Origin of the sequence: Martelella lutilitoris, from assembly GCF_005924265.1 — a bacterium.
Taxonomy (GTDB): Bacteria; Pseudomonadota; Alphaproteobacteria; order Rhizobiales; family Rhizobiaceae; genus Martelella; species Martelella lutilitoris.
Window position 1 is genome coordinate 18278 of sequence record NZ_VCLB01000002.1, and the last position, 24443, is coordinate 42720.

General features: G+C 61.8%; 23 protein-coding genes. 15 read left to right on the plus strand and 8 right to left on the minus strand.

Annotated features, from left to right (window positions below):
* Positions 1-64: 64 nt before the first annotated feature.
* The 6 genes from FF124_RS02880 to hydA all read left to right on the plus strand — a co-directional run bounded on the left by FF124_RS02880 (position 65) and on the right by hydA (position 6380).
* Positions 65-958 carry a MurR/RpiR family transcriptional regulator gene (locus FF124_RS02880; protein WP_138746997.1) on the plus strand — a complete coding sequence of 298 codons (894 nt, stop codon included), beginning with the start codon at positions 65-67 and terminating at the stop codon, positions 956-958.
* Between the two features lie 136 nt (positions 959-1094).
* Positions 1095-2177, plus strand: coding sequence for an extracellular solute-binding protein (locus tag FF124_RS02885; protein WP_210237423.1), 1083 nt, complete (start codon positions 1095-1097; stop codon positions 2175-2177).
* 2 nt (positions 2178-2179) lie between these two features.
* The gene (locus FF124_RS02890; protein ID WP_138746998.1) at positions 2180-3286 is read left to right on the plus strand and encodes an ABC transporter ATP-binding protein; all 1107 of its coding nucleotides are present in this window, start codon (positions 2180-2182) and stop codon (positions 3284-3286) included.
* A gap of 4 nt (positions 3287-3290) precedes the next feature.
* A complete protein-coding gene (locus FF124_RS02895; RefSeq protein WP_138746999.1) occupies positions 3291-4160 on the plus strand; it encodes an ABC transporter permease in 870 nt (289 codons plus the stop codon).
* Complete coding sequence (locus tag FF124_RS02900) at positions 4160-4939, plus strand: ABC transporter permease (RefSeq protein WP_138747000.1); 780 nt, start codon at positions 4160-4162, stop codon at positions 4937-4939. Before FF124_RS02895 ends, FF124_RS02900 begins: the two co-directional genes overlap by 1 nt.
* A gap of 22 nt (positions 4940-4961) precedes the next feature.
* Complete coding sequence (gene hydA / locus FF124_RS02905; RefSeq protein WP_138747001.1) at positions 4962-6380, plus strand: dihydropyrimidinase; 1419 nt, start codon at positions 4962-4964, stop codon at positions 6378-6380.
* Between the two features lie 106 nt (positions 6381-6486).
* Here hydA and FF124_RS02910 read toward each other — a convergent pair whose 3' ends face one another.
* On the minus strand, positions 6487-7344 hold the full coding sequence (locus tag FF124_RS02910) for a MurR/RpiR family transcriptional regulator (RefSeq protein WP_138747002.1): 858 nt from the start codon (positions 7342-7344) through the stop codon (positions 6487-6489).
* Between the two features lie 126 nt (positions 7345-7470).
* On the opposite strand from FF124_RS02910, the gene FF124_RS02915 reads away from it, so the two are divergent.
* The 5 genes from FF124_RS02915 to FF124_RS02935 all read left to right on the plus strand — a co-directional run bounded on the left by FF124_RS02915 (position 7471) and on the right by FF124_RS02935 (position 12180).
* Positions 7471-8004, plus strand: a complete 534-nt coding sequence (locus FF124_RS02915; protein ID WP_138747003.1) for a TRAP transporter small permease — start codon at positions 7471-7473, stop codon at positions 8002-8004.
* Positions 8004-9287 (plus strand): TRAP transporter large permease, encoded by a 1284-nt coding sequence (locus FF124_RS02920; RefSeq protein WP_246072158.1) that lies wholly within the window; start codon positions 8004-8006, stop codon positions 9285-9287. The genes FF124_RS02915 and FF124_RS02920 overlap by 1 nt, the downstream gene beginning before the upstream one ends.
* A 43-nt stretch (positions 9288-9330) precedes the next feature.
* On the plus strand, positions 9331-10368 hold the full coding sequence (locus tag FF124_RS02925; protein ID WP_210237424.1) for a TRAP transporter substrate-binding protein: 1038 nt from the start codon (positions 9331-9333) through the stop codon (positions 10366-10368).
* 141 nt (positions 10369-10509) lie between these two features.
* Positions 10510-11373 (plus strand): NAD(P)-dependent oxidoreductase, encoded by an 864-nt coding sequence (locus FF124_RS02930; protein ID WP_138747004.1) that lies wholly within the window; start codon positions 10510-10512, stop codon positions 11371-11373.
* 39 nt (positions 11374-11412) lie between these two features.
* On the plus strand, positions 11413-12180 hold the full coding sequence (locus FF124_RS02935; RefSeq protein ID WP_187326787.1) for a phosphodiesterase: 768 nt from the start codon (positions 11413-11415) through the stop codon (positions 12178-12180).
* Between the two features lie 9 nt (positions 12181-12189).
* Here FF124_RS02935 and FF124_RS02940 read toward each other — a convergent pair whose 3' ends face one another.
* The 7 genes from FF124_RS02940 to FF124_RS02970 form a co-directional block, all read right to left on the minus strand.
* Positions 12190-12897 carry a ThuA domain-containing protein gene (locus tag FF124_RS02940; protein ID WP_138747006.1) on the minus strand — a complete coding sequence of 236 codons (708 nt, stop codon included), beginning with the start codon at positions 12895-12897 and terminating at the stop codon, positions 12190-12192.
* Positions 12894-13763 carry an NAD(P)-dependent oxidoreductase gene (locus tag FF124_RS02945; RefSeq protein ID WP_138747007.1) on the minus strand — a complete coding sequence of 290 codons (870 nt, stop codon included), beginning with the start codon at positions 13761-13763 and terminating at the stop codon, positions 12894-12896. The genes FF124_RS02940 and FF124_RS02945 overlap by 4 nt, the downstream gene beginning before the upstream one ends.
* Positions 13763-15274: a sugar ABC transporter ATP-binding protein gene (locus FF124_RS02950; protein ID WP_138747008.1), complete on the minus strand. Its 1512-nt coding sequence runs from the start codon at positions 15272-15274 to the stop codon at positions 13763-13765. The genes FF124_RS02945 and FF124_RS02950 overlap by 1 nt, the downstream gene beginning before the upstream one ends.
* Positions 15271-16272: an ABC transporter permease gene (locus tag FF124_RS02955; RefSeq protein ID WP_138747009.1), complete on the minus strand. Its 1002-nt coding sequence runs from the start codon at positions 16270-16272 to the stop codon at positions 15271-15273. The genes FF124_RS02950 and FF124_RS02955 overlap by 4 nt, the downstream gene beginning before the upstream one ends.
* A gap of 10 nt (positions 16273-16282) precedes the next feature.
* Complete coding sequence (locus FF124_RS02960; protein ID WP_138747010.1) at positions 16283-17257, minus strand: ABC transporter permease; 975 nt, start codon at positions 17255-17257, stop codon at positions 16283-16285.
* A gap of 68 nt (positions 17258-17325) precedes the next feature.
* Complete coding sequence (locus FF124_RS02965) at positions 17326-18123, minus strand: SDR family oxidoreductase (RefSeq protein ID WP_138747011.1); 798 nt, start codon at positions 18121-18123, stop codon at positions 17326-17328.
* 92 nt (positions 18124-18215) lie between these two features.
* Positions 18216-19178, minus strand: a complete 963-nt coding sequence (locus tag FF124_RS02970) for a sugar ABC transporter substrate-binding protein (RefSeq protein WP_138747012.1) — start codon at positions 19176-19178, stop codon at positions 18216-18218.
* A 246-nt stretch (positions 19179-19424) separates the two neighbouring features.
* Here FF124_RS02970 and FF124_RS02975 point away from each other — a divergent pair, with 246 nt between their 5' ends.
* The 4 genes from FF124_RS02975 to FF124_RS02990 all read left to right on the plus strand — a co-directional run bounded on the left by FF124_RS02975 (position 19425) and on the right by FF124_RS02990 (position 24436).
* On the plus strand, positions 19425-21215 hold the full coding sequence (locus FF124_RS02975; protein WP_246072159.1) for an ABC transporter substrate-binding protein: 1791 nt from the start codon (positions 19425-19427) through the stop codon (positions 21213-21215).
* 44 nt (positions 21216-21259) lie between these two features.
* Positions 21260-22066: an SDR family NAD(P)-dependent oxidoreductase gene (locus tag FF124_RS02980; protein WP_138747014.1), complete on the plus strand. Its 807-nt coding sequence runs from the start codon at positions 21260-21262 to the stop codon at positions 22064-22066.
* A 76-nt stretch (positions 22067-22142) separates the two neighbouring features.
* Positions 22143-23441 (plus strand): M24 family metallopeptidase, encoded by a 1299-nt coding sequence (locus FF124_RS02985; protein ID WP_138747015.1) that lies wholly within the window; start codon positions 22143-22145, stop codon positions 23439-23441.
* An 11-nt stretch (positions 23442-23452) separates the two neighbouring features.
* Positions 23453-24436, plus strand: coding sequence for a thiamine pyrophosphate-dependent dehydrogenase E1 component subunit alpha (locus FF124_RS02990; RefSeq protein WP_138747016.1), 984 nt, complete (start codon positions 23453-23455; stop codon positions 24434-24436).
* Positions 24437-24443: the final 7 nt, after the last annotated feature.

A 24443-nucleotide genomic window follows, 5' to 3' on the forward strand; every position in this document is an offset into this window, starting at 1 on the left:
TTGATCAGTCAACAAAAAATGAAAATATTTTTTCGTAAATTAAATATCATGAAAAGAGCGGGCCATGAGCGAGCAGGATGACAGCCGACCGATCGACGTGCGGATCATGGAGATCTATGACGAACTGACCGCATCGGAGCGACGCCTCGCGGCAGTGGTGATGGAATCGCAGAACAATCTGGCAAGCTTCACCGCCGGTGAACTGGCCGCGAAGGCCAGCATTTCCAACGCCACGGCGGCGCGCTTCTTCAAGCGGCTCGGCTATGCCAGCTACAACGAGGCGCGGGTGATGGCGCGCCAGAGCGAGGACTGGGGCTCGCCGCTTTACGAACTGACGGGCACGGGCGGCAAAAGGCTTTCGGCCGGCGATTTCGGCCTGCATATCGCCCAGGACCTGCAGAACCTGACGCGCACGGCGGAAATGCTGGGCGAAAACGAGATCGAGCGCGCGGTGGCCATGCTGGCCGGGGCAAAGCGCATCTGGATCCTCGGTTTCCGCAATTCCATGGCGCTTGCCACCTATGCGCGGGCGCTGCTGGTCAATCTGAAGCCTGATGTCCGGCTGATTCCCGCCGCCGGCATGTCCATGGGCGAGGAGCTTGCCGGCATGGGGCCGGAGGATCTTTTCCTGGTCTTCGGCTTTCGCCGCCGGCCGGCACAGTTGCGCGACATCATGGCCGCCGTGCAGAAGGCCGGCACGCCGATCCTGCTGATTGCCGATATGACGGCGGCGCGCACGGCGCAACTCGCCACGCTGACGCTGCGTTGCCACAATCGCGGCCATGCGCTGTTTGACAGCTATGTCGCGCCGATGAGCCTGATCAATTATCTCTGCTCGACAACCAGCCAGGTTCTGGGCGAGGCGGCGGTCGATCGTCTGGCGGAAATCGAGGAACTGCATTCGGCGCTTGATCAGCTCGGCGCGCCGCTTGTGACGCGCAAATTGCCCAAGGCTTAGTCAATTGCCGAAAAATGAAACACATTTTTCATGTTGATGATTTTATGAAAAAGGTTTTTACTTGATCCGGGTCGCGCGAAAACCGTCGGCCATCACCTCGAATGACAATGGGGAACCTTTGAAAAGGGATCGAGCAATGACTTTTGACATCAATCGCCGCGGACTTCTGAAAACGGCTGCTGCCGGTGCCGCGCTGAGCGCATTCTCACCGCTCGGCCGCGCCTTCGCCGCCACCGACATTGCCTGGATGACCTGGGAAAACCTGGCAAAGCCGGACTATCTCGCCGCTTTCCTCAACGAAAATCCCGGCATCGATATCACCAAGACCTTCATCGGTACGGATGACGAACAGTTCGCCAAGCTGCGCGCCGGCGGCGCGTCCTCGGTCGACCTGATCACGCCCGGCCTCGACAAGGTGGAATATTACGTCGCATCCGACCTGCTGCAGCCGATTGACTTTTCCAAGGTCACCAATGGCGACCTGCTTTACGACACCTTCAAGAACACCCATCTCGGCAAGAAGGACGGCAAGACCTATGGCATTCCTTTCTACTGGGGCATCAACCCGATCGTCTATCGCGCCGATCTGATGGACGCAGAGCCGGACTGGTCGGTCTTCTTCGAGGGCGACAAATATGCCGGCAAGCTCGCCATGCGCGATTATGCGCTGGAAGGCATCATGATCGCCGCCATGTATCTCGGCATTCCGCGCGACGAAATGTTCGTCATGGATGACAAGCAACTCGCCGAGGTCAAGAAGGCGTTGATGGCCCAGAAGAAGCTTCTGCGCACCTACTGGAATTCGATCGGCGACCTCACCAACCTCTTTGCCTCCGGGGAAGTCGTCTGCGCCTTCTCCTGGGTGCCGCCCTATTACGACCTGAAGGAACGCGGCCTGGACATGGGCATGGCCAAGCCGAAACAGGGCGTCATCGGCTGGTGCGATACGCTTGCCGTTCCCGCCGGCGTCGAAGGCGAGAAGCTCGATGCGGTCTTCAATCTCGTCAACTATCTGCTCGGCCCGCAATATGGCGAAAAGCTCGCTTTCGGCGGTCCTTATGCCCAGTCGACCTCTGCCGCGCGCGATCTGATTCCGGACGACCAGAAGGAAAAGATCTTCATCAGCGATCTCTCGGTGATGGACAGCTTCGTCTGGAAGCAGAACCCGCCGCGTTACAATGACTGGGTCGCCATCTGGAACGAAGTAAAGGCCAGCTAAGCATGCAGTCCGCATCCCCGACGAAACCGGTCGAGGCCGCAAAACCCGCCGCGCCCCTTTTGAAGGGCGTGGCTGTCCACAAGGAATATGGCAAGGTTCATGCCGTGCGCGGCATCGATTTTGCCATCGAGGCCAATTCCTATGTCACGCTTCTGGGCCCGTCGGGGTGCGGAAAAACCTCACTTTTGAGGATGATCGGCGGGTTCGAGGAAATCTCCTCGGGCCTGATCGAGCTTGACGGCCGCTCGCTTGCAGGCCTTGGCGCGGCGCAACGGCCGGTCAATACGGTCTTCCAGAACTATGCGCTGTTTCCGCATCTGAACGTGCGGGAAAATGTCGGCTTCGGGCTCGCCTATCGCAACCTTTCGAAATCCGAACTTTCGGCGAAGGTGGATGCGGCTCTTTCCATGGTGCAGATGGAGGCAATGGCCGATCGGCGCCCGCGGCAGTTGTCCGGCGGGCAGCAGCAGCGCGTGGCGCTGGCGCGCGCGATCGTCAACGAGCCGCGCATTCTTCTGCTCGATGAGCCGCTTTCCGCGCTCGACCGGCGCATGCGCAAGGACATGCAGATCGAACTGAAGGATCTGCAGCGCCGCCTGGGCATGACCTTCCTGCATGTCACCCACGACCAGGAAGAGGCCTTTGCCCTGTCGGACCGGATCATCGTGATGAATGACGGGCGGATCGAGCAGCAGGGCGCGCCGGCGGATATCTATCGCAAGCCGGCAACGGCCTATGTCGCGGATTTCATCGGCGGCGCCAATCTCGTCCCCGGCCGGATCGTCTCCGTGGCGGAAGACACGGCCACGATTGCCACATCTGCGGGCGAGTTTGCGTGTCCCGCCGTCAGCGGTCTTGGTGCAGGCGACGAGGCGGTTCTAACGCTGCGGGCCGAGCAGGTCGAACTCTCCGCGTCCTCCGGCATTCCGGCAAAGGTGACCCACACTGTGTTCAGGGGCTCGGAATGGCTGGTCGAAACCACGCTTGAGGATGGGACCGAGATTTCCCTGATTGCGCGTGACGAAGGGCCTCCTGAAGTCGGTGCGACGGTCGGCCTTTCCTTCGAAGCCGGGCGCGGCTGGATCGCGGCTGCGGGAAATGGGGGCTAGGCCGATGGAAAAAGCCCGTATCGGCGGATGGCTGGCCGCTCCGGTCTTTGTCGCGGTTCTGGCACTTTGCCTCGCGCCGCTGGCCATCCTCTTTGCCTATTCCTTCTTTCAGGTCGATTTCGTCGCCATCGTCACCGATCCTACGTTGAAGAACTATGCGCGCATTGCCGGAAGCGGCACCTATCGCTGGCTGATCGCCAAGGCCTTCCTCTCCGGCCTTGCAATCACCGCGCTGACGGCCGTCATCGGCTATCCGGTCGCCTGGTTTATCGCCAAGCGCGTGGTTCACTACAAGTCGGCGCTTTTGACCCTGCTTCTGGTGCCGCTTTATACCGGCGATATGGTGCGCATCTTCGCCTGGCGGGTGCTGCTGGGCGCGGAAGGCGTGCTGAACTCGCTGTTGATGTGGACAGGCGCAATTGCCCGCCCCCTCAGCAGCCTGCTGTTCTCCCCGCTCGCCACCCATATCGTGCTGACCTATAACTATCTGCCCTTCATGGTCATCGGCCTGTGGCTCGCCTTCGAGGCGCTGGACGACCGGCTGGTCGAAGCGGCGACCGATCTGGGCGCGGGGACATGGTCGGCCTTCCGGCGTGTGACGCTGCCGCTGACGGCCCCGGGCCTCATTGCCGGCGGGTTGATGGTGTTCGTCATGGTGGTCGGCGACTATCTCACGCCGCAGCTTGTCGGCGGCGCGTCCGGCGTCACCATCATCTCGGCAATCAATGATCTCTTCGGCACGGCGTTTGACTGGCCGCTTGGTTCCGCCATTGCCTGGACCATGCTGGCGATCCTGTTCTGTTTCTTCGCCGCCGCCGTCGTCGCCATTTCGCGCTCGTCGCTCGGCAGGGCCATGGTCGGGGGAGAAGCCTGATGAAAGGCCGTGCAACCAGCATCGCGACCGCCTGGGTCTGGCTTGTCTACATCTTCATGTACCTGCCGGTGGCGATGATCGCGATCTTCTCCTTCAACAATTCGGAGATCATCGCCTTCCCGCTGCAGGGGTTTACGCTTCAGTGGTATGACGAGACCTTCACCGATCTGAGGCTTCTCGGTGGACTGAAGCTCACCTTCCTGGTCGCCATTCCGACAGCGCTTTTTTCCACCGTTCTGGGGGCGATGGCCGCACTGGCGCTGACGCGCTTTCCGATCAAACGGCGCATGTTGCTGCTGGTCGTGATCCTGCTGCCTTTCCTGATCCCCAAGCTCATTCTGGCGGTGGCGCAGCTCATCCTGCTTTCCGATCTCGGCATTGACCGCTCGATCTGGACCATCATTGCCGGGCAGACGGTCATCATCTTGCCGTTTACGACGCTGGTGAATGCCTCGGTGCTGATGCGGATCGACAGCCGACTTGAGGAAGCGGCCTTCGATCTCGGCGCCAGCCATTTCTCCGCTTTTCGCCGGGTCACGCTGCCGCTGATGAAAAACGGTCTGATGGCCTCCTGGTTTATTGCATTTGTGCTCTCTTCGGCAGAATATGTGCTCACATCTTTCCTGAGCGGGCGGGCGCAGCCGCTATCCATCCTGGTGGCTTCGGACTTCCGCTTCAATATTTCCCCCGCGCTTGATGCGATCGCTTTGATGCTGGTGGTTGCCAATATCGCCCTGATCGGGCTTGGCGAGTTTATCCGGCTCAGGTCGCAGAAATGATTTGCGTACCAAGGAGCTTTTCATGGCTGATTTTGACCTTCTGATCCGCAACGGCACCTGTGTGACCGCAGCGGACACGTTCAATGCCGACATCGCTGTAAGAGGCGGCAAGATCGTCGCCGCCGGCACGGATCTCGGCACGGCGGACAGGGAGATCGACGCATCGGGCCTGCTGGTCATGCCCGGCGGCATCGACAGCCATGTGCATCTTGCCCAACCTTCCGCGCCGGGCAGTCCGCAGATGGCCGACGGTTTTGAAACCGGCACGCGCTCGGCGATCGCCGGCGGCACCACGACCGTCATTCCCTTCGCGCTTCAGTCGCGCGGCGAAAACCTGCGCGAGGCCGTTGCCGCCTATCACGAGAAGGCGCGCGGCCAGTCCTATTGCGATTACGGCTTCCACCTGATCATCACGGACCCGACGCCGCAGGCGCTCGGCCAGGACCTGCCGGGGCTGGTGGAAAGCGGCTACACCTCCTTCAAGGTGTTCATGACCTATGACGACATGGTGCTGAACGACCGCGAGCTTCTGGAGGTGTTCGATTGCGCGCGCGATTGCAAGGCCCTCGTCATGGTCCATTGCGAGGGCTATGACGCCATCCGCTTCATGACCGAAAAGCTGGAAAAGGCCGGCAAGACCGCGCCCTATTATCATGGCGTTTCCCGTCCGGAAGTGGTGGAGCGCGAGGCCGCCCACCGCGCCATCAGCCATGCGCAGCTTGTCGACGTGCCGATCATGATCGTTCATGTTTCCGGTCGCGAGACGATGGAGCAGATCCGTTGGGCGCAGCAGAAGGGGTTGAAGATCTATGGCGAGACCTGCACCCAGTATATCGCGCTCACGGCAGACGACATGAAGGGTTTCAACATGGACGAAACCGGCGGCAAATATGTCTGCTCGCCGCCGCCGCGCGATCGCGACAGCTGGGACGCCATCTGGGAAGGTATTCGCGGCGGCGTGTTTACGACCTTTTCCTCCGACCACTGCCCCTTCTTCTTCGACGGGCCGGACGGCAAGATGTCGGGCAAGGGCAAAACGTCCTTCCGCTGGGTGCCGAACGGCATTCCGGGCGTTGAAAACCGCATGCAGGTGTTCTTCTCCAAGGGCGTCAGCGAAGGGCGGATTTCATTGAACGAGTTCGTCGCGCTCACTTCGACCAATCACGCGAAGATGTACGGCCTCTACCCGAAGAAGGGTTCGATCGCGCCCGGCTTCGATGCCGATCTCGTGCTTTGGGATGCCAACCGCGAGGAAACCATCACGCAAACCGGCATGCACCACGGGGCCGATTATACGCCCTACGAGGGCCTGAAGGTGAAGGGCTGGCCGGTGATGACCATCCTGCGCGGCAAGACCGTGTGCGAGGACGGCAAGATCACGGGCGCGCTTGGGGATGGCGAATTCCTGCCGCGCGAAATTTCGCCCTATGCGGCGAAATAAAGCCTAGCGCATCGGCCCGAAAATCGGAATCGATTTTCGGAAAGCACGATGCGTAGATTCAATAGGTTAGAGCGTCCTTTGTGCGTCCGAATGGACGCACGGCGCTCTAACTTTCAAGATCGTTCAGCGTGTCATGCAATTGCTCGATGTCCGCCAGCCTTCGGCGGGCATCGGGGCCGAGCTTGCGCATGGTCTCCAGCGCCAGCAGTCTGAGCACGGCCATCGCGCCCGCGTATGAATCGAGCAGTTGTGGGGTTTCAACCGCGCAATAAAGCGTCCACGTCGCATGAGCCGGGGCCTCGCGAATGCTGCGGTCGGCAATCAGCACGATGCGGCAGCCGGAGGCGGCAAGCGTCTTCACAAGGTTGAGAAAACCGGCAGGACGCCGGCGGAGCGCCACGAGCACAACCACGTCCTCCTTGCCAAGACCGGCCGCCGTTTCCGCCAGCGTCTGCCCGGCACTGTTGAGCATGGACGCATCCGGTCGCATGGCGGACAACGTCGTGCAGAAATAGGCCGCCGGAAAATAGCTGTTGCGAAAACCCGCGACCCGCACCGTGCGGGCCTTGGCAATGGCTTCGCAGACCGCGCTGACGGTGAGCGGCGACTGCATGGCAAGCGATGCCTCGAGCCGCTGGATCTCGCCGGCAAGGGTTTGTGAAATCCCCTGGCCGCGCGGGCCGGCCTCCTTTTCCGCCAGATAGAAGGGCGATCCCTGTGCGCGCAATTCGCGCACCGCACGGCGGGCCTCGTCAAAACTCTGGTAGCCGAGCCGCTGGAAAAGCCGCGTCACCGTGGCATTGGAGACGCTGGTGCGTTCGGCCAACTCATTCGCATTGATCAGCGCCAGTTCTCCCGGGCTTTCGAGAATGAAATCGGCGATCTGGCGTTCGCGCGCCGGCAGGTCGGCGTAAAGCGCATGCAGGCGTTCCGTCAGCGGCGGGTTCTTGCTTTCTGCTGTCATTCGTCTCTCGATCTCTCCCATGTGTCAAAAACATTTATGAAAACAAATTTTCGTCGTTGCAAATGAAATGCAATTGAGTTTTCATACTCCCGTCGCCGCCGAATTTCCTTCCGCAGGACCCAATTGATGAGCGAATTTGCAGTCAAAGCCAAGCGCGCCAGTCACAGGCTCAATCGCGTCGTCGAGGTCGCCTGCGTCGTGCTGCTGGTCCTGCTGGTCTTCGATGTCTGGCTCGGCATTGTCTCGCGCTATCTCATTCCGCTGCCGCTGACCTTTACCGAGGAGCTGGCGCGCTATCTGATGATCTGGATGGCGCTCTTGGCCATTTCCTGCGGCATTGTCCATCGCGAGCATATCGGCGTCGAGTTTCTTTTCGTACGCATGCCGGCGTCAACGCGCCGCTTCCTGGCGATCGCCTTCGATGTGCTGAGCTTCGTCTTCTTCTTCATCCTGTTCTGGTACGGGCTCGGCTTTGCCGAGAAGGGCTTCTCGCGGGTCACGATGATCTACGCCATGCCCAAGGGCTATGCCTTCTCAGCGGTGCCGGCGGCTGCCGCCATCGCCGCAATCCAGATTGCATTGAACGGTATCAGTGATGCGCTTGCCGCACGCGCACCGCAATCGACCGGCGCGATGAGCGTTGGCGGGGAGCTTGACTGATGGCGATGATCCTTGTTCCCGTCGCGTTCTTCGGCCTTCTGGCGCTTGGGCTTCCGGTGGGCATCACCATCGGCGTTGCCGGCCTCATCGGCATGTTCGATATCGGCCCGCGCTTTCTCGCCATGGCGCCGGACCGGATGTTCGCCGGTCTCGACCTGTTTCCATTCCTTGCGATGCCCTTCTTCATCCTGGCGGGCGAGATCATGAACCGGTCCGGCATCACCCACGGGCTGGTGCGTCTGGCTGATGCGCTGGTCGGCTGGATGCGCGGCGGCATGGCCCATTCCAACATGGTGGCCTCCGTCATGTTTGCCGGCATCACCGGGTCTGCGACCGCCGATGCGGCCGCCTTTGGCAATACGCTGGTGCCGGCCATGGTCAAGGGCGGTTATTCAAGGCCCTATGCCTGCGCCGTGACGGCCGCCGGTTCGATCATCGGACCGACGATCCCGCCCTCGACGCTAGCGATCATATACGGATCAATCATGGGTGTGTCGATTGCCGGGCTTTTTGCCGCCGGCATCCTGCCCGGACTTCTCATTTGCGTCGTCTGCATGGGCGTGATCGCGCTGACGGCGCGGCGCAAGAACCTGCCGAAGGGGGAGGGCGGCCCCTCGTTCAAGGCCGTCATCAGCGCCTTCCGCGAAGGCTTTCTCGCGGCCCTCCTGCCGGTCTTCATCCTGGGCTCGATCCTCGGCGGTTTTGCCACGCCGACGGAAGCGGCCGCCGTTGCCGTTGCCTATGCGCTCTTCGTCGGCGGCGTGATCTACCGCTCTCTTTCATGGGCGGATCTCTATCAGATCGGCGTGCGCACCGCGCGCATCACCGGCGTCATCTTTCTGATCATCGCCTCGGCGACCATCCTCGGCTGGTGGATGACCTATAACCGCGTGCCGCAGGCGATCGCCGAGACGCTGCTGGCGGTCTCGGAAAACCGCTATGTCGTCATCGGGCTCATCGTTGCGCTGTTGCTGATGATCGGTCTGGTGATGGATATCAATGCCACGCTGATCATTCTGGCGCCTGTGCTCGCGCCGCTGATGGCCAAGCTCGGCATGGAGCCGGTGCATGCCGGCATCATGATCATCCTCGCCCTCAATATCTCGCTGATGACGCCGCCGGTGGGGGCCTGCCTCTTTGTCCTTGCCTCGGTGACGGGCGAGAAGGTCGAGGCCATTGCGCGCGAACTCTGGCCCTTCATTCTCGCCGAAGTGATCGTCCTTCTCGGCGTGGCCTACTGGGAAAAAATGACCTTGTTCGTGCCTCATCTTCTGGGGCTCTAGCAGAAATCAACCAAAAGAGTGGAACTGAAACAGGAGCAATACCGTGAAGCTTATCAAGACATTGACCCTCGGCGTCGCCGCTGCCTGCCTTGCGGGCCAGGCCTTTGCCGCAGACATCACCATCCGCCTTGCCCATCTCAACCCCGAAGACCCCTTCGAAAGTCATTCGGGCGCCATGGCCGCAGTGTTCAAGTCGCTGGTGGAAAGCAATTCCAATGGCGAGATCGAGGTCCAGCTCTTCCCCAACGGCCAGCTCGGCAAGGATTCGGAGGTCATCGACCAGGTGCGTTCCGGTCTCGTGGAAAGCACCATTTCGTCCGCCGGCGGCATGGCCGAGCACTATCCGCTGGTCGGCGTGTTCGATATTCCCTTTGCCTTCCCCAATATCGGCGTCGCCAGTCAGGTGATCGACAAGGACAGCGCCTTCGGCCAGGCCTTTTCCGAAGACCTTGAAGGCAAGACCGGACTGAAGGTTCTGGGCCTGCTCGATTCCGGCGGCTTTTTTGAATTCACCAATTCCGAGCGCCCGATCGCGACGGTAGAAGATATGGAAGGGCTGAAGATCCGCACCATGACGCTGCCGACCCATGAGGCGTTGATTGCCTCGCTCGGCGGCCAGCCGACGGCGCTGCCCTGGGCGGAAGTCTATACCGCGCTGCAGACCGGCGTTGCCGATGGCGAGATGAACCCGATCCCGATCATTGCCTTCGCCAAGTTCCAGGAAGTGCAGAAATACCTGTCGATCACCAACCACCTGATCACGCCCTATATCTGGACGATGAACCAGGAGTTCTTTGACGGCCTCAGCCCGGAAAACCAGTATCTGGTCTCCTGGGCCGCCGATGTCGCAACCGATGCCGGCCGCTCGATGAGCCGCGTGATCGAAGCCTCCGACAAGGGTCTGCCGACGCTCTCGGAAACCATGGAAGTCAATGTCGTCGCCCCGGAAGAGCTCGAGAAGTTCGCCGAAGCCTCGCAGCCGGCCGTGCGCGCCCTGATCGAGGAAAAATACGGTGAGGAAGGCATCGTCATGCTCGACCTGATGCTTGAAACCGCCGACGAGGCCGACGCCACTTACTGAGCCGGACTGGCAGGCAGAGAATTGCGCAGAGAGCGCCGGGCGACCGGCGCTTTTTTGCGTTCCCGGGCCGCAGGGTCTTGCGAAACGGCCGCAAATTGCGATGGTGTCGGCAGCATTCTGAAAAGACGAAAGGCAGGCGCAATGGCAGATGTTGCATTTCTCGGTCTCGGCGTGATGGGTTATCCGATGGCCGGTCATCTGGTGAAAAACGGACACACTGTCACGGTCTACAACCGCACGGCCTTAAAGGCTGAAAGGTGGACCGGGGATTACCAGGGACGCGCGGCTGATACCCCGGCCGCCGCGGCCTCCGGCAAGGAGATCGTGTTCTGCTGCGTCGGCAATGATGATGATCTGCGCGAAGTCGTTCTTGGCGAGAACGGCGCGTTTTCGACCATGAGGGAAGGCTCGGTCTTCGTCGATCACACCACTGCCTCGGCCGAAGTCGCGCGCGAGCTTTATGCGGCCGCGAAGGAAAAGGGCATCGCCTTTGTCGACGCTCCGGTCTCCGGCGGCGAATCCGGTGCGGTCAATGGCGTCCTGACCGTCATGTGCGGCGGCGACGAGGCCGATTTCGAGCGCGCGCGTCCGGTGATGGAAAGTTACGGACGCTCTGTCCGCCGCGTCGGCGAGGCCGGCAGCGGCCAGCTTGCCAAGATGGTCAACCAGATCTGCATCGGCGGGCTGGTGCAGGCGCTTTCCGAAGGCATTCACTTCGCCCAGAAGGCCGAAATCGATGTCGGCATCGTGCTCGACATCATCACCAAGGGCGCAGCCGGCTCCTGGCAGATGGAAAATCGCGGCGCAACGATGAATGAAGGCAAGTTCGACTTCGGCTTTGCCGTCGACCTGATGCGCAAGGACCTCGATATCTGCCTGACGGAGGCCCGCCGCAACGGCGCGTCCCTGCCGGTCACGGCCCTTGTCGATCAGTTCTATGCCGATATCCAGAAGGATGGCGGCGGCCGCTGGGATACGTCGAGCCTGATCAAGCGGCTGAAATAAGGGCGCATGGCAGGTCTGCCGCCGGAAGGGAAAGCCGCGATGTTGATTGCGCAGATCACCGATACGCATCTTGTTCTCGGCGGGCGAAAGCTTGCCGGGCGGTTCGATACCGAGGCCGCGTTCGACCGCCTGTTGCAAAGCCTTGCCGATCAGCCGGTAAAGCCCGACCTGATCCTGTTTTCGGGCGATCTGTGCGAAGACGCGGGGGAGGCGGAATGCCTTCATATCGGCCGGGCGCTCCGGTCACTCGGCGTTCCGGTGCTGGCGGTGCCGGGCAATCACGATGCCCGCGCGCCGATGCTGAAGGGTCTCGAAGGCATGGTGGGGGAGACAGGCTCCGGGCATCTCTGCATCGAGGATGCTGCTCATCCGGTCACCATTCTGGGCCTTGATACGCTGGTGGACCGCGCGCCGCAGGGCGCGCTGTGCGCCGCGCGGCTCGAATGGCTGGAAGATGCGTTGCAACGGCACAGCGGCGCGGAGGTTCTGATCTTCATGCATCACCCGCCGATCGCGACGGGCCAGCGCAATATGGATGCGATCGCGCTTGGCGAAGGGCGGGCGCGTTTCGAAGAACTCGTTGCCGGCCATGGCGGCATCAAGGGCATCCTCTGCGGTCACATGCACCGGGCGATCACCGGCAGCCTCGCCGGCGTGCCGGTCTTCATTGCGCCGTCGGCGTCCCACCAGCTGGCGCTGGACTTGCGCGAAGGCCAGCCCTACCGCTTTTCCACCGATCCGGCGCAATACGCGCTTCATCTCGTTGCGCCGGGAAAGCCGATCATCAGTCATCTCGTCACGGTATGAGCGGGAAAGTCAGGTCTTCGCGCGCGCCGCCCAAAGCGCTCCCCGACGGATGATCTCGGTCACCTGCGGCACCTGCAGGTCGGCAAGTTCATGGCCGATCGAGCAGTAGAACACGCGGCCCTTGTCCCAGCGGCGCTTCCACACGACGGGGATGACCGTGCCCTCGATCCACCAGAGATGGTCGCCGGAAAAGGTCGTGGTCGCGAGAACCTCGTTCGACGGGTCCGTCAGCATGTAATACTGCTCGGAGCGCAGCCGGAAGCTCCTGATGCCCGCGACGATCGGGTCGGACGGACGGCAGATGGTGACGTCGTAGTCGATATAGTCCTCGCGCGGCTGCAGGTTGTCGGGCCAGCCGGGCGGGTGGGCGACGAACTGGCCGCCGATGAGGAAGTGATAGGTCGGGCGGTCGCGGAAGGCGTCGCCCATATGCCCGTGCCAGCCGGCAATGCCGCAGCCATCGCCGATCAGCTTCAGCAGGCCATCTTCCTGCGGCTTGGTCATCGTGCCGAATTCCTCGCGGTGGCCGGAGCGGGCCGATGACCAGATCGGGGTAATGAGGTCGATGCCGGCCAGCTCCTCCGGGCGTTCCAGCGGCTCCATCGTGTCGTAGACATCGACGCTGAAGTCGTTCTCCTTCAGAAGGTCGGCGTACCAGCCGGAAAACGCACTCGGCGCGTGGCCTTCCCAGCCACCGACAAAAAGGACGGCTTTCATGTCTGTTCCTTTCGCATGAAATTCAGGATCGAGGCCATGTCGCGGGCGCCATAGCCGGCACGCTCGGCCTCTTTCAGCTTGTCGAGCGTCACAAGCCCCTGCGGCATCGCGGTGCCGAGTCGCTCGGCCAGCGCCGCCGTGACGGCCATGTCCTTGCGGGCAAGGGCAACCGTGAACGTCACGTCATGGGCGGTTTCATCGAGATAGAGCGGGCGGCGATATGTCAGCATTGGAGCCGCCGCCGCCGAGGCCTCGATCACGTCGAAGGCCGCTTCCGCCTGAATGCCGGCAGCCTCCGCAAGCGTCATGGCTTCGGCAAGCGTCTGGTTGATGCCGTGGATCAGGGCGTTGACGGAGAGCTTCATCACCGCGCCGCGGCCGCCTTCGCCGAGGAAAATGGTCCTCTTGCCGAGCGCATCGAACACGGGAAGAAGCGGCGTGCCGGTTTCCGCATCGCACCCGGCCATGATCAGCAAGGCAGAATCTTCGGCTGCCTTTGTCGCGCCGGAAACGGGTGCATCGATCACAGTCGCGCCGTCTGGAGCTCGGGTGGCAAGATTTGTGATATGGTCGGGGCTCATCGTGCCCATCTCGATGAACCAGCGCGCGCGCTTGCCGGCGAAAAGCCCGTCATCGCCGAAATGCGCCGTTTCGGAGGCGGCATCATCCGCCAGCATGGTGATGACGATGTCGGCCTTGTCTGCCAGTTCCCGCGGCGTTTCAGCGGTGCGTGCGCCGGTCTCCGCAGCAAAGCCCTTCGCCTTGCCGGCGGAGCGGTTCCAGACGATAACATCATGTCCGGCGCGCACCAGATTGCGCGCCATGGCCGCGCCCATGCGGCCAAGCCCGGCAAATCCGATCCGCATCAACTCGCCTTCTCGACCTCGAGGCCGGAAATGGCCTGGATCAGCTTGTCTTCTGAGACCTCTTCGGCGGTGAAGATCTCGGTGATCCGGCCGCTATACATGGCGACGATCCTGTCGGAGACATGCAGCACCTCCGGCATTTCCGAGCTGATGACGATCACGGCATAGCCCTGGCGGGCGAGCGCCCGGATGAGGTTATGGATCTCGGATTTCGAGCCGACGTCGATGCCGCGGGTCGGCTCGTCGACGATCAGGATATCGGGATGCATGGAGAGCCATTTGCCGATGACGATCTTCTGCTGGTTGCCGCCGGAGAGGTTGCCCGCCAGCTGCCGCCAGCCTGGCGTGCGGATATCGAGCTTGTCGCGATACTGGTCGAAGATCGCGATCTCCGCGCCATCGGAGACGAATGGCCCGGCGGTGAGATCACCGACCTGCGGTAATGTCATGTTGTCGCGGCAGTTCATGCCGAGCACCAGGCCCTGGCCCTTGCGGTCTTCCGGCACCAGCGAGATGCCGTTCCTGATCGCGTCGATCGGCGAATGCAGCTTCACCGGCTTGCCCTGCAGCAGAATGCGCCCGCCGCTCGGCTCGCGAAGGCCAAACAGCGTTTCGGCGATTTCCGTGCGGCCGGCGCCGACGAGGCCGTAAAAGCCGACGACCTCGCCCCTTCGGACATCGAAGCTGATATCGCGAAAAAGCCCGTTGCAGGAGAGGTTCTCGACGGCGAGAGCGACCTCGCCCAGCTGTACATGTTCGTGGTTTCGGGTGAGGTCGAGCGATCGGCCGATCATCAGCTGGGTGATCTCGTCTTCGTTCGTTTCCGCCGTCACCAGCGTGCCCCGGCACTCGCCGTCGCGCAGAACGGTGATGCGGTCGGTGATGTTGAAAATCTCCTCCATGCGGTGGGAGATATAGATGATGCCGACGCCCTGGGCCTTCAGGTCGGCGATCACGTCGAAGAGCACGACCTTTTCCGCATCGGTCAGCGAAGCCGTCGGCTCATCGAAGATCACGGCCTTGGCCTCGACCGTCAGGGCGCGGGCGATTTCCACCATCTGCTGGTTGGCAATGGAGAGGTCGCCGACGCGGGTTTCCGGCGTAAAGCCCGTCCTCAGCTTGTCGAGGATGCGCTGCGTGTCGTCATGCAATGTCTTCCAGTCGACAAGGCCGAAGCGCTTCAGCGGCAATTCGCCGAGGAAGATGTTTTCCGCCACCGTCAGCTCGGTTGCCAGGCTGAGCTCCTGGTGGATGAAGACGACGCCCTTCGATTTCGCCTGCAGCGGCGAGGTCATCACCACCGGCTGCTCGTCGATCAGGATGCGGCCCTCGTCTGGCTGGTGGATGCCGCCGAGCACCTTCATCAGCGTCGATTTGCCGGCGCCGTTCTCGCCGACAAGCGCGTGGACCTCGCCGGGACGGATGTCGAGCGAGACGCCGTCGAGCGCGCGCACGCCGGGAAAGGTCTTGACGATATTGTCGAGCCTCAGCGCCGGTTTGATGTCACTCATATCCTGAGCTCCCCTCTGCCTTTGCGGTTCAACTGCCGGTCCAGAAACAGGACGGCGATGAGAATGAGGCCGATCACGAGATTGACGGTTTCGGTGTCCGCGCCGATATAGCCGAGGCCCTTGCGCAGAAGCTGGATGGCGATGACGCCGCCGAAAGTGGAGAGGATCGAGCCCGAACCGCCGGCAAGCTTTGTGCCGCCGAGGACCACAGCCGTGATCGCCCACAATTCATAAAGCTCGCCGTCATTGGGGTTGACCGAGCCGCTTTCGGAGTAGAACACCACGGCGCTCAATGCCGCGAGAAAGCCGATCAGGATGAAATTGCGCAGGAAATGCGGGCCGACGCGAATGCCGGCATTGATCGCCGCCTCGCGGTTGTCGCCGATCGCATAGGCGTTTCGGCCATGCACCGTCTTCGTCATCACCAGCCAGATGATGGCGGTGACGGCGAGGAAGAACCAACTGGCGGTGTGAATGCCGAGAAACTGCGCTTCGGCGAAATCAACCAATGTCCAGTTCAGATGCGATGTCGGGTTCTCGCCATTATACATGAAGACGAGGCCGCGATAGCCGAGCATGGCGCCAAGCGTGACGATGAAGGCATCGACGCCGGTTTTCCAGACGATGAGGCCGTTGAGCCCGCCAAGAATGGCGCCGGTCAGAAGCGCCAGCGCCCAGGAGATCGGGATCACCCAGTCGCCGAGCCCGGCAAAGATCGGCCATGTCATCGAATCCAGCATGACGATCCCGGCGAGCGCGAAGGTCGCGCCGACGGACAGGTCGATATTGCCGTTGATCATGATCACCGTCATGCCGATGGCGATGATGCCGATCGGGACCGACTGCTTCAAGAGCAGAAGCATATTGTCGAAATCCATGAAGGCGGTGTCCGACAGCGACAGGAAGTGTCCGGCGACGGAGAAGAAGATCAGCTCGACGAGGATGAAGCCCCAGATCGCGCCCTGCTTGATATATTTGCTGTAGCTCTGGCTGGTCATGGTCATCTCCTCACGCGATCGGCGACCAGAGACGGCCGCGCTTGGCGGCGATATCGAGCCAGACCGCGAGAATGATGATCACCCAGGTGACCACATACTGAACGTAGAACTGCAGGCCGGCGAGCAGAAGTCCATTCTGGATAAAACCGAGGATCAGTACGCCGATGACGGTCTTGAACACGGTGCCGGATCCGCCGAGCAGCGACGCGCCGCCGAGGATGACGGCCGCCAGAACCTCCAGTTCCATGCCCTGGCCGACCGTGTTCTGGCTGCCGAGCGAGCGGCTGGCCTGGATGAGGCCGGCGGTCGCCACGCAGAAGGAGGAGATCAGATAGGTGAAGAACACGATGCGGGCGCGCGGAATGCCGGAAAAGGTCGCGGCGACCCCGTTGCCGCCGACGGCATAGACCTTGCGGCCAAAGGGCGTCTTGGCAAGCAGCAGGGCAAGAATGATGGCCAGACCCGCGAAGATGACGATCGGGGAGGGGATGCCGAGAATGTCGCCCTGGCCGAAGACGGAAAACCAGGTGCCTTCCTTGTCGGCGATATCCATGTTCTTGCCGCCGGAATAGGTCAGCGTCAGCCCGTAGATCGCCGACAGCATGCCGAGCGTGACGATCAGCGAGTTGAGCCGGAGGTAACCGATCAGGAAGCCGTTGAAGGCGCCGAGCGCCAGCGTCATCGCATACATCGCCGGAATGCCGAGAACCGGGCCGAGCCTGTCATGCAGGTCGAGCACGACAATGGTGGAAAAGGACATCATCGAGCCGACGGACAGGTCAAGATTACCGCCGATGACGACGAAGGTGACGCCGAGCGCGATGACGCCCAGAATGGCCGAGGAGCGGATCACGCCCAGAATATTGTCCGGCGCGACAAAGCGCTGGTTGATCAGGGCAAAGCCGACCATGAACACCACGAAGGCGATCAGGATCCCTTGCCGGGCCAGCAATGCGCCCACATCTTTTCGCGTAAAATTCGCCACAAGCTCCTCCCAAAGCTCCGGTTTTCAGGCCATCGCGGGCGCTATCCGCCCTTGTCTTCGCATGCGCCTCAAACGAGGGTCATGCCGCCGTCGATCATGACCACCTGCCCGGTCATATAATCGCTGTCGGGCGAGGCGAGAAAGGTGGTCGTGCCGGTAATGTCGTCGGGCCGGGCCACCTTGCCGCGCAGAATGTCGGCGGAAAATTCGGCCATGGCCTGGCCGGGCTTCTCCGCCGCGCCGATCTCCATCAGATCGCGGTCGACCTGTTCCCACATTTCCGTCGCCACCACGCCGGGCGCGAAGCCGGTCACGGTGATGTTGTGCCTGGCGAGATCGCGCGCGCCGGACTGGATCAGCGATATCACGCCCGCCTTCGATGCGCAGTAGGGCGCGACATTGTCGAAGCCCTGCCTGCCGGCGATCGAGGTCGTGTTGATGATCTTGCCGCCGGTCTTCTGGCTGATCATCTGCCGCGCCGCCTCCTGCATGCCGATCAGGCAACCGAGACCGTTGACGGACATGATGAAGTTCCAGTTCTCCTCGGTCACATCGAGAAAATTCATCGGCCGGTTGACGCCGGCATTGTTGAACTTGACGTCGAGCTTGCCGAAGACCGAAACCGCATGGGCGATCATGGCGCGCACCTGGTCGCGTTTCGTCACGTCGACGACGGCATGGGTGACCCGCCCGCCGTTTCGTTTCGCCCGCTCGCGATTGTCTTGCGCCACTGCGGCGATCTTCTCGGCGTTGATGTCGGCAAAGCAGACATCGGCGCCTTCGTCCAGCAGCGCTTCGCCGATTGCGCGGCCGATACCGCGCGCCGCTCCCGTCACGATGCAGGAACGTCCAGAGACACGACCCACTGAGCCTCTCCCGTCATTTCATGTTTGGTTTATTTGGAAAAGGCGGGGCGCGCCGACTTCGCGCCCCGCGCTGCCGCAATCAGGGATAAGGCTCAGAACACCGGCTTGGTGAACTGGTCCATATTGTCCTGGGTGATCTTCGGCGTGTCGAAATAGTTGAGGAACGGCACGTCCTTGCCGTCGAGCACGTCGATTGCGGTCTGAAGCGCGGCCTCGGCGTCATCGACCGGCGACTGGTAGATCGAGCCCCAGTAATCGCCGTTTTCCATGGCCTCGTAGCCGACGGAGAAGTTGGTCGCACCGACGAAGATGATGCCGTCTCGGCCTGCTGCCTTGGCGGCGTTGAGTGCGCCGACGCCCATATTGTCGTCGCCGGCATAGACGCCGTCGATATCGTCATATTTGACGAGGAAGGCTTCCATGACCTTCTGCGACTTTTCCCGGTTCCAATCGCCCGGCTGGGTCTCGACCAGATCGACATTCGGGCAGACCTCCGGAAGGCGATCCTCAAAGCCCTTGGCGCGCTCGATCGCGGTCGTATAGCCCGGCTGGCCGGAGATCTGCACGATCTTCGCCTCGTCGGCGATGCCCATGTCCTTGAACTTGTCGCACATGATTTCGGCCGAACGCGCGCCCTGGGTGATGTTGTCCGGACCGGAGAAGGAAGCGACGAAATCGAAGCCGGGTTCCGCGATGTTGGAATTGGTGACGATCACCGGAATGCCGGCCTTGTGGGCCTTGCGCACGGCCGGAATGACGGCCTCGCCATTGGTTGGCCAGATGATGATGGCGTCGACCTTCTGCTGGATCAGGTCTTCCACCTGGGCGATCTGGCGAGCGACGTCGCCGCCTGCGTCGAGGACAACGGTTTCGACATCGGGGTTGGCGTCGGCTGCGTTGATGAAGGCCTGCTCATACGTTGTCTGATAGCTGTCGACGCCGACATTGTTCTGCGTGATGCCGATCTTGTAGCTCTCGGCGGATGCAGCGCCGGCAAGGGCAAGCCCTGCAATCGCGGTCGTTGCGGCCAAGGTGAGCCTGACTGTAAATCTCATATTCCGTTCCTCCCAAACGATAAAATGGATGCATTGCCGCGGCCCTCCGGCAACCGGTCGGGCCTCTCCCGGGCAATGGGCTTTCATACACCACTAATTCGGCGGCAATGGACCTGCCTAAAATATCCAAAATGAATTTGCACTTATCCATATTGGATTTTTTAGCGATATTTCAGGATCGCTGTTTTGGACAAATAGGGAGGAGAGAAAATGGCATCGCCAACGAGGCGCAGACCGGAGCACGGTTTGCCGGGACAGATGAATCAGGATATCGCACAAAATATTCAAAATGGATATGGCGCTGCCGTTGCCGGCGGAGCGGAGGCAAAGTCTTCCGTTTCCGCCGAGCTGGAGGCCGTGGTGCGGTTCATGGAAGACGTGCTGGTCGAGGTCGACGACGCCACCACGCCGAATGCCCCCAACCCCTATCTCAACATGTGCCTGCATCTTCTGCGCCGCCATCTGGAAGGACGGATGGTGATCCCTTCGTCGATCATCGCCGCCTCCGGCGTGCCCTATGCGACGGCGACGCGCAAGCTCACCGAACTGCTGGAATCGGGCGCGGTCGAGCAGCGCCCGCGTTCGAAAACCGGCAAGAGCGTTTCCCTGCATCCAAGCCCGGAAATGCTGGACAACTGGTGCCAGCTTGCCCGCCGCATCCACCGCCTGGCGGCCGTGCGTTTCGGCGCCGACGGTTTCACCCAGGAAAATGCCGACTATTATTTCGGCGGCTCGTATCAGCCGGGCAAGATGCTGATCGGCCCGCCGCAGGCGCTGCCGACGCCGATGAAGCTGTCCGGCGGCCTGCGCATTCTCGTCCACGGCGACCCGACCTTCATGGTGATGAGCAATCTGAAGCGCCAGTTCGAACATCTGGTTGGCTGCAACATTCACCAGCGCGCCTTTTCGATCGACCGTCTGCGCGGCGAGGCGCTGCGCAACGCCGAGCGCGCCGTCAGCCGCTATGACCTGATCGCCGTCGACCTGCCCTGGCTCGGCGAGTTCGTCAAGAAGGGCGTGTTGCGGCCGCTGTCCTCGATCATGGATCTGGAACGGCTCGATCCCGGCGATTTTCACACCGCCGGCTGGCGGGCCGCGCACTGGGACGGCGTGGCCTATGGCGTGCCGAGCCAGACGACGCCGGAACTGTTCTTCTACCGCCGCGACCTGTTCGCGGAAGCCGCCCTTGAGCCGCCGGAAACGACGGAAGCCGTGCTGGAGGCCGCAGCTCAGCTGCACGAGCCGCGCATGGGCGTCTACGGCATTGCCTGGAACGCGGCGCGCGGCACGGCGCTCGGCCACACATTCATGATGGCCTGCGCCGATTTCGGCCAGCCGATCATCAACCTGAAAGAGATCGCCGGCGGCTTCGATGCCGATCATCTGGAGCGCGATGATCTTTACCCGACCATCGACACGCCGAAGGCGCTGGAAGCGGCGGAATATCTGCTGGCGTTGATGGAATTCTCGCCGCCCGATATCCTGTCCATGTCCTGGTACGAGCGCGTGCGGCCCTATGCCGAGGGCAAGGTGGCGATGGCCTATGGTTACACGCTTCTGGCACCCTATTTCGAGCTCGATCCGCAATCGCCCGCCTTCTGCAATACCGGTTATCTGCCGCATCCGCATGGACCCGGCGGCACGCCGATCGCGCCGGTCGGCGGCTATGTCTTCGGCGTTCCCGCCAACCTGCCGGCGGAGCGGGTGGACGAGGCGGTCGAGGCGCTCGTCGCCTTCACCTCGCCGGAGGCCCAGAAACTTTTCATCCAGAACGGCAGCCGTACCGCGCCGCGCTATTCGGTCGGTTCCGATCCGGAAGTGCGCCGCCTTTCACCGATCTTCGAAAGCGTCGACCAGATGTCCTGGCGCGACGAGCTGCAGTTCTGGCCGCGCCCGCCGGTCCCGGAAATTTCCGACATCATCCAGATCTGCGGCCACGAGCTGCACGACATGCTGCGCGGCATCGTCAGTCCGAAACAGGCCCTTTCGCGCGCTCAGTCGCGCGCGGAAGAGGCCATGCGAAAACGCGTCACATAGGCTCTTTGCATAGCAAAGGGCCGGTCAACACGGGAGGAGAGACCATGGACCCCAATCGCCTCAAAGGCAAAAACATCCTGATCACCGGCGGCGCCCAGGGCATGGGCGCGACCAATGCCGAGCATTTCGCCGAGCAGGGCGCCAATGTCTGCATCGGCGACCTTGACCTGGAACTGGGCAAGGCGCTCGCCGACAAGATCAACGCCGCCGGCAACGGCCGGGCGATTGCCGTGAAGATGGATGTGACGAGCCGCGATGACAACGAGGCAGCGGTTGCCGCCACGGTCGAGGCGTTCGGCATGATCAATGTCGGCCTGTTCAACGCCGGGGTCAACAAGCCGAAATTCTTCATGGATATCGATGAGGACAATTGGGACTTCATCATGAACGTCAACACCAAGGGCATGTGGCTCGGCATGCAGACCGTGGCCCGGCAGATGATCAAGCAGGGCAAGCAGGAGCATGTCTACAAGCTGATCAATGTCGGCTCGGTCGCCTCGCGCAAGCCGCTTTACGATGTGACGGTCTACTGCACCTCGAAATATGGCTGCCTGGCGCTCACCCATTGCGGCGCGGTCACGCTTGCCGAGCACAACATCACGGTCAACGGCTATGCGCCGGGCGTGGTGAAGACGCCGCTCTGGGCGCAGCTCGACAAGGATCTGGTCGAGATGGGCTTCAAGCAGAAGGAAGGCCAGGCTTTCGAAGACCTCGCGGAGAATGCTCTGGCGCTGAAAAAGGTCTCCTATCCCGACGACGTGAAGGGCACGGCCGCGTTCCTCGCCAGCCACGACAGCGACTACATGACCGGCCAGATGATCCATATCGATGGCGGCTGGGTGATCCAGTAGCGCCGCGACGCACCGATTTGCAGACGACACTTTCAACCGAGCAGGCAGGCGATCGCGCTGCCTGAGGGAGGATTTCATGAACCGCGCACTGACACCCAACGTGCTCACCCCGCAGGACCTTCAGCCCCACTGGAACTGGGAGGGGCGGCTTCCCGCATGGGGCCATACGTCCGTCGACTTCGAACGCCGCGTCGACCATGACCGGCTGAGGCGCTACCGCCTGTCGCGCACCCGCCAGGCGCTGAAGAACAGCGATGCCGGCTCGCTGCTGCTCTTCGACGTCAACAATATCCGCTATGTCTCCGCCACCAAGATCGGCGAGTGGGAACGCGACAAGATGTGCCGCTTCTGCCTGCTGACGGGCGATGACGCGCCTTATGTCTGGGATTTCGGCTCCGCAGCCGTGCATCACCGCAAGTTTTCCGACTGGCTGGTGCCGGATCATTGCCGGGCGGGCGTCGTCGGCATGCGCGGCACCATCCCGCCTTCCTTCGGGCTGATGAAAAAATATGCCGAGGAGATTGCCGGCCTCATCCGCGATGCGGGCATGGCCGATATGCCGGTCGGCGTCGACTATGCCGAAACCGCCATGTTCGAGGCGCTGAAGGCTGCAGGCATCAATGTCGTCGACGGCCAGCAGATCATGCTGTCGGCGCGCGAGATCAAGAACTGGGACGAGATCCAGCTTCTGACCCAGGCCGCCAGCATGGTCGATGGCGTCTATCACATGATCTACGAGGAACTGAAACCGGGCGTGCGCGAGAACGAGATCGTCGCGCTGTCCAACAAGATGCTCTACGAAATGGGCTCCGATGATGTGGAGGCGATCAACGCCATTTCCGGCGAGCGCTGCAATCCGCACCCCCACAATTTCACCGACCGGCTGTTCCGGCCCGGCGATCAGGCCTTCTTCGATATCCTGCAGAGCTATCAAGGCTACCGCACCTGCTATTACCGCACCTTCAATATCGGCCGCTCCACGCCCGCCCAGGTCGACGCCTATGTGAAGGCGCGCGAATGGATCGACGCCTCGATCGCGCTGATCAAGCCGGGCGTGACCACCGACGTGGTGGCCAAGGCGTGGCCCAAGGCGGAAGAATTCGGTTTTCCCGATGAACTGTCCGCTTTCGGCTTGCAATTCGGCCATGGTCTGGGTCTGGCATTGCACGAGCGCCCAATCATCTCGCGCGCGGTTTCGCTCGACAACCCCATGGAAATCCAGACCGGCATGGTCTTTGCGCTGGAAACCTATTGCCCGGCCGCTGACGGCTTTTCCGCCGCCCGCATCGAGGAGGAGGTCGTCGTCACCGACAAGGGGTGCGAGGTCATCTCGCTATTTCCGGCAGAGGAACTGCCGATTGCCAACCGGTATTGAGGCGGGATGTCATGAGCGCTTCAGACAACAAGCATAATCGCGAGGACTATCTGCGCATGTACCGGCAGATGGTCCGCATCCGCACCTTCGAGGATAATGCCAACCAGCTCTACCTTTCGGCCAAGATGCCGGGGCTGACGCATATGTATTCCGGCGAGGAGGCGGTGGCCGTCGGCATCTGCGAGGCACTGACCGACAGCGACCGGATCACGTCGACCCATCGTGGCCACGGTCATTGTGTGGCCAAGGGGGCGGAGTTTCAGGCGATGTTCTGCGAGCTTCTCGGCAAGGAAGAGGGCTATTGCCGGGGCAAGGGCGGGTCGATGCATATCGCCGACCAGAGCCATGGCAATCTCGGCGCCAACGCCATCGTCGGTGGCTCGATGGGCATTGCCACCGGCTCCGCGCTCCGCGCCAAACTGCAGCAATCCGACGATGTGACGGTCTGCTTCTTCGGCGACGGGGCTACGGCGCAGGGGCTCCTCTACGAGGTCATGAATATGGCAGCGCTCTGGAACCTGCCGGTGATCTATGCCTGCGAGAACAACGGCTATTCGGAATATACGAAAACAGCCGAGATCGCCGCCGGTTCGATCACCGACCGGGCACGGGCCTTCGGCATCCAGGCCTTCGATGTCGACGGGCAGGATGTGCTGGCGGTCAATGAACTGACGCGCGACCTGGTGCAACGCTGCCGCAGGGGTGAGGGGCCGTTCTTCATCGAACTCCGGACCTATCGCTATCACGGTCACCATGTCGGCGACATCAACCGCGAATACTACCGTTCCAAGGCCGAGGAGAAGGAATGGAAGGAAACACGCGACCCGATCGAGAAGTTTTCCAAATGGCTGACCGGCGAAGGGATTGCGTCGAAGGACGAGCTTGAAACCCTGAAGGCCGAGATCCGCGACGATGCGGCCGCCGCCGTCGACTATGCGCTGAAGGCGAAATATCCGGACACGCATGAAGTCGACATGCATGTCTTTGCGGACTGAGGAGGAC

Excerpts from the sequence above, each read along its gene's own strand:
- FF124_RS02880 (WP_138746997.1), top strand. The coding sequence starts at position 65 with ATGAGCGAGCAGGATGACAGCCGACCGATCGACGTGCGGATCATGGAG.
- FF124_RS02885 (WP_210237423.1), top strand. The coding sequence starts at position 1,095 with ATGACTTTTGACATCAATCGCCGCGGACTTCTGAAAACGGCTGCTGCC.
- FF124_RS02890 (WP_138746998.1), top strand. The coding sequence starts at position 2,180 with ATGCAGTCCGCATCCCCGACGAAACCGGTCGAGGCCGCAAAACCCGCC.
- FF124_RS02895 (WP_138746999.1), top strand. The coding sequence starts at position 3,291 with ATGGAAAAAGCCCGTATCGGCGGATGGCTGGCCGCTCCGGTCTTTGTC.
- FF124_RS02900 (WP_138747000.1), top strand. The coding sequence starts at position 4,160 with ATGAAAGGCCGTGCAACCAGCATCGCGACCGCCTGGGTCTGGCTTGTC.
- hydA (WP_138747001.1), top strand. The coding sequence starts at position 4,962 with ATGGCTGATTTTGACCTTCTGATCCGCAACGGCACCTGTGTGACCGCA.
- FF124_RS02910 (WP_138747002.1), bottom strand. The coding sequence starts at position 7,344 with ATGACAGCAGAAAGCAAGAACCCGCCGCTGACGGAACGCCTGCATGCG.
- FF124_RS02915 (WP_138747003.1), top strand. The coding sequence starts at position 7,471 with ATGAGCGAATTTGCAGTCAAAGCCAAGCGCGCCAGTCACAGGCTCAAT.
- FF124_RS02920 (WP_246072158.1), top strand. The coding sequence starts at position 8,004 with ATGGCGATGATCCTTGTTCCCGTCGCGTTCTTCGGCCTTCTGGCGCTT.
- FF124_RS02930 (WP_138747004.1), top strand. The coding sequence starts at position 10,510 with ATGGCAGATGTTGCATTTCTCGGTCTCGGCGTGATGGGTTATCCGATG.
- FF124_RS02935 (WP_187326787.1), top strand. The coding sequence starts at position 11,413 with ATGTTGATTGCGCAGATCACCGATACGCATCTTGTTCTCGGCGGGCGA.
- FF124_RS02940 (WP_138747006.1), bottom strand. The coding sequence starts at position 12,897 with ATGAAAGCCGTCCTTTTTGTCGGTGGCTGGGAAGGCCACGCGCCGAGT.
- FF124_RS02945 (WP_138747007.1), bottom strand. The coding sequence starts at position 13,763 with ATGCGGATCGGATTTGCCGGGCTTGGCCGCATGGGCGCGGCCATGGCG.
- FF124_RS02950 (WP_138747008.1), bottom strand. The coding sequence starts at position 15,274 with ATGAGTGACATCAAACCGGCGCTGAGGCTCGACAATATCGTCAAGACC.
- FF124_RS02955 (WP_138747009.1), bottom strand. The coding sequence starts at position 16,272 with ATGACCAGCCAGAGCTACAGCAAATATATCAAGCAGGGCGCGATCTGG.
- FF124_RS02970 (WP_138747012.1), bottom strand. The coding sequence starts at position 19,178 with ATGAGATTTACAGTCAGGCTCACCTTGGCCGCAACGACCGCGATTGCA.
- FF124_RS02980 (WP_138747014.1), top strand. The coding sequence starts at position 21,260 with ATGGACCCCAATCGCCTCAAAGGCAAAAACATCCTGATCACCGGCGGC.
- FF124_RS02985 (WP_138747015.1), top strand. The coding sequence starts at position 22,143 with ATGAACCGCGCACTGACACCCAACGTGCTCACCCCGCAGGACCTTCAG.
- FF124_RS02990 (WP_138747016.1), top strand. The coding sequence starts at position 23,453 with ATGAGCGCTTCAGACAACAAGCATAATCGCGAGGACTATCTGCGCATG.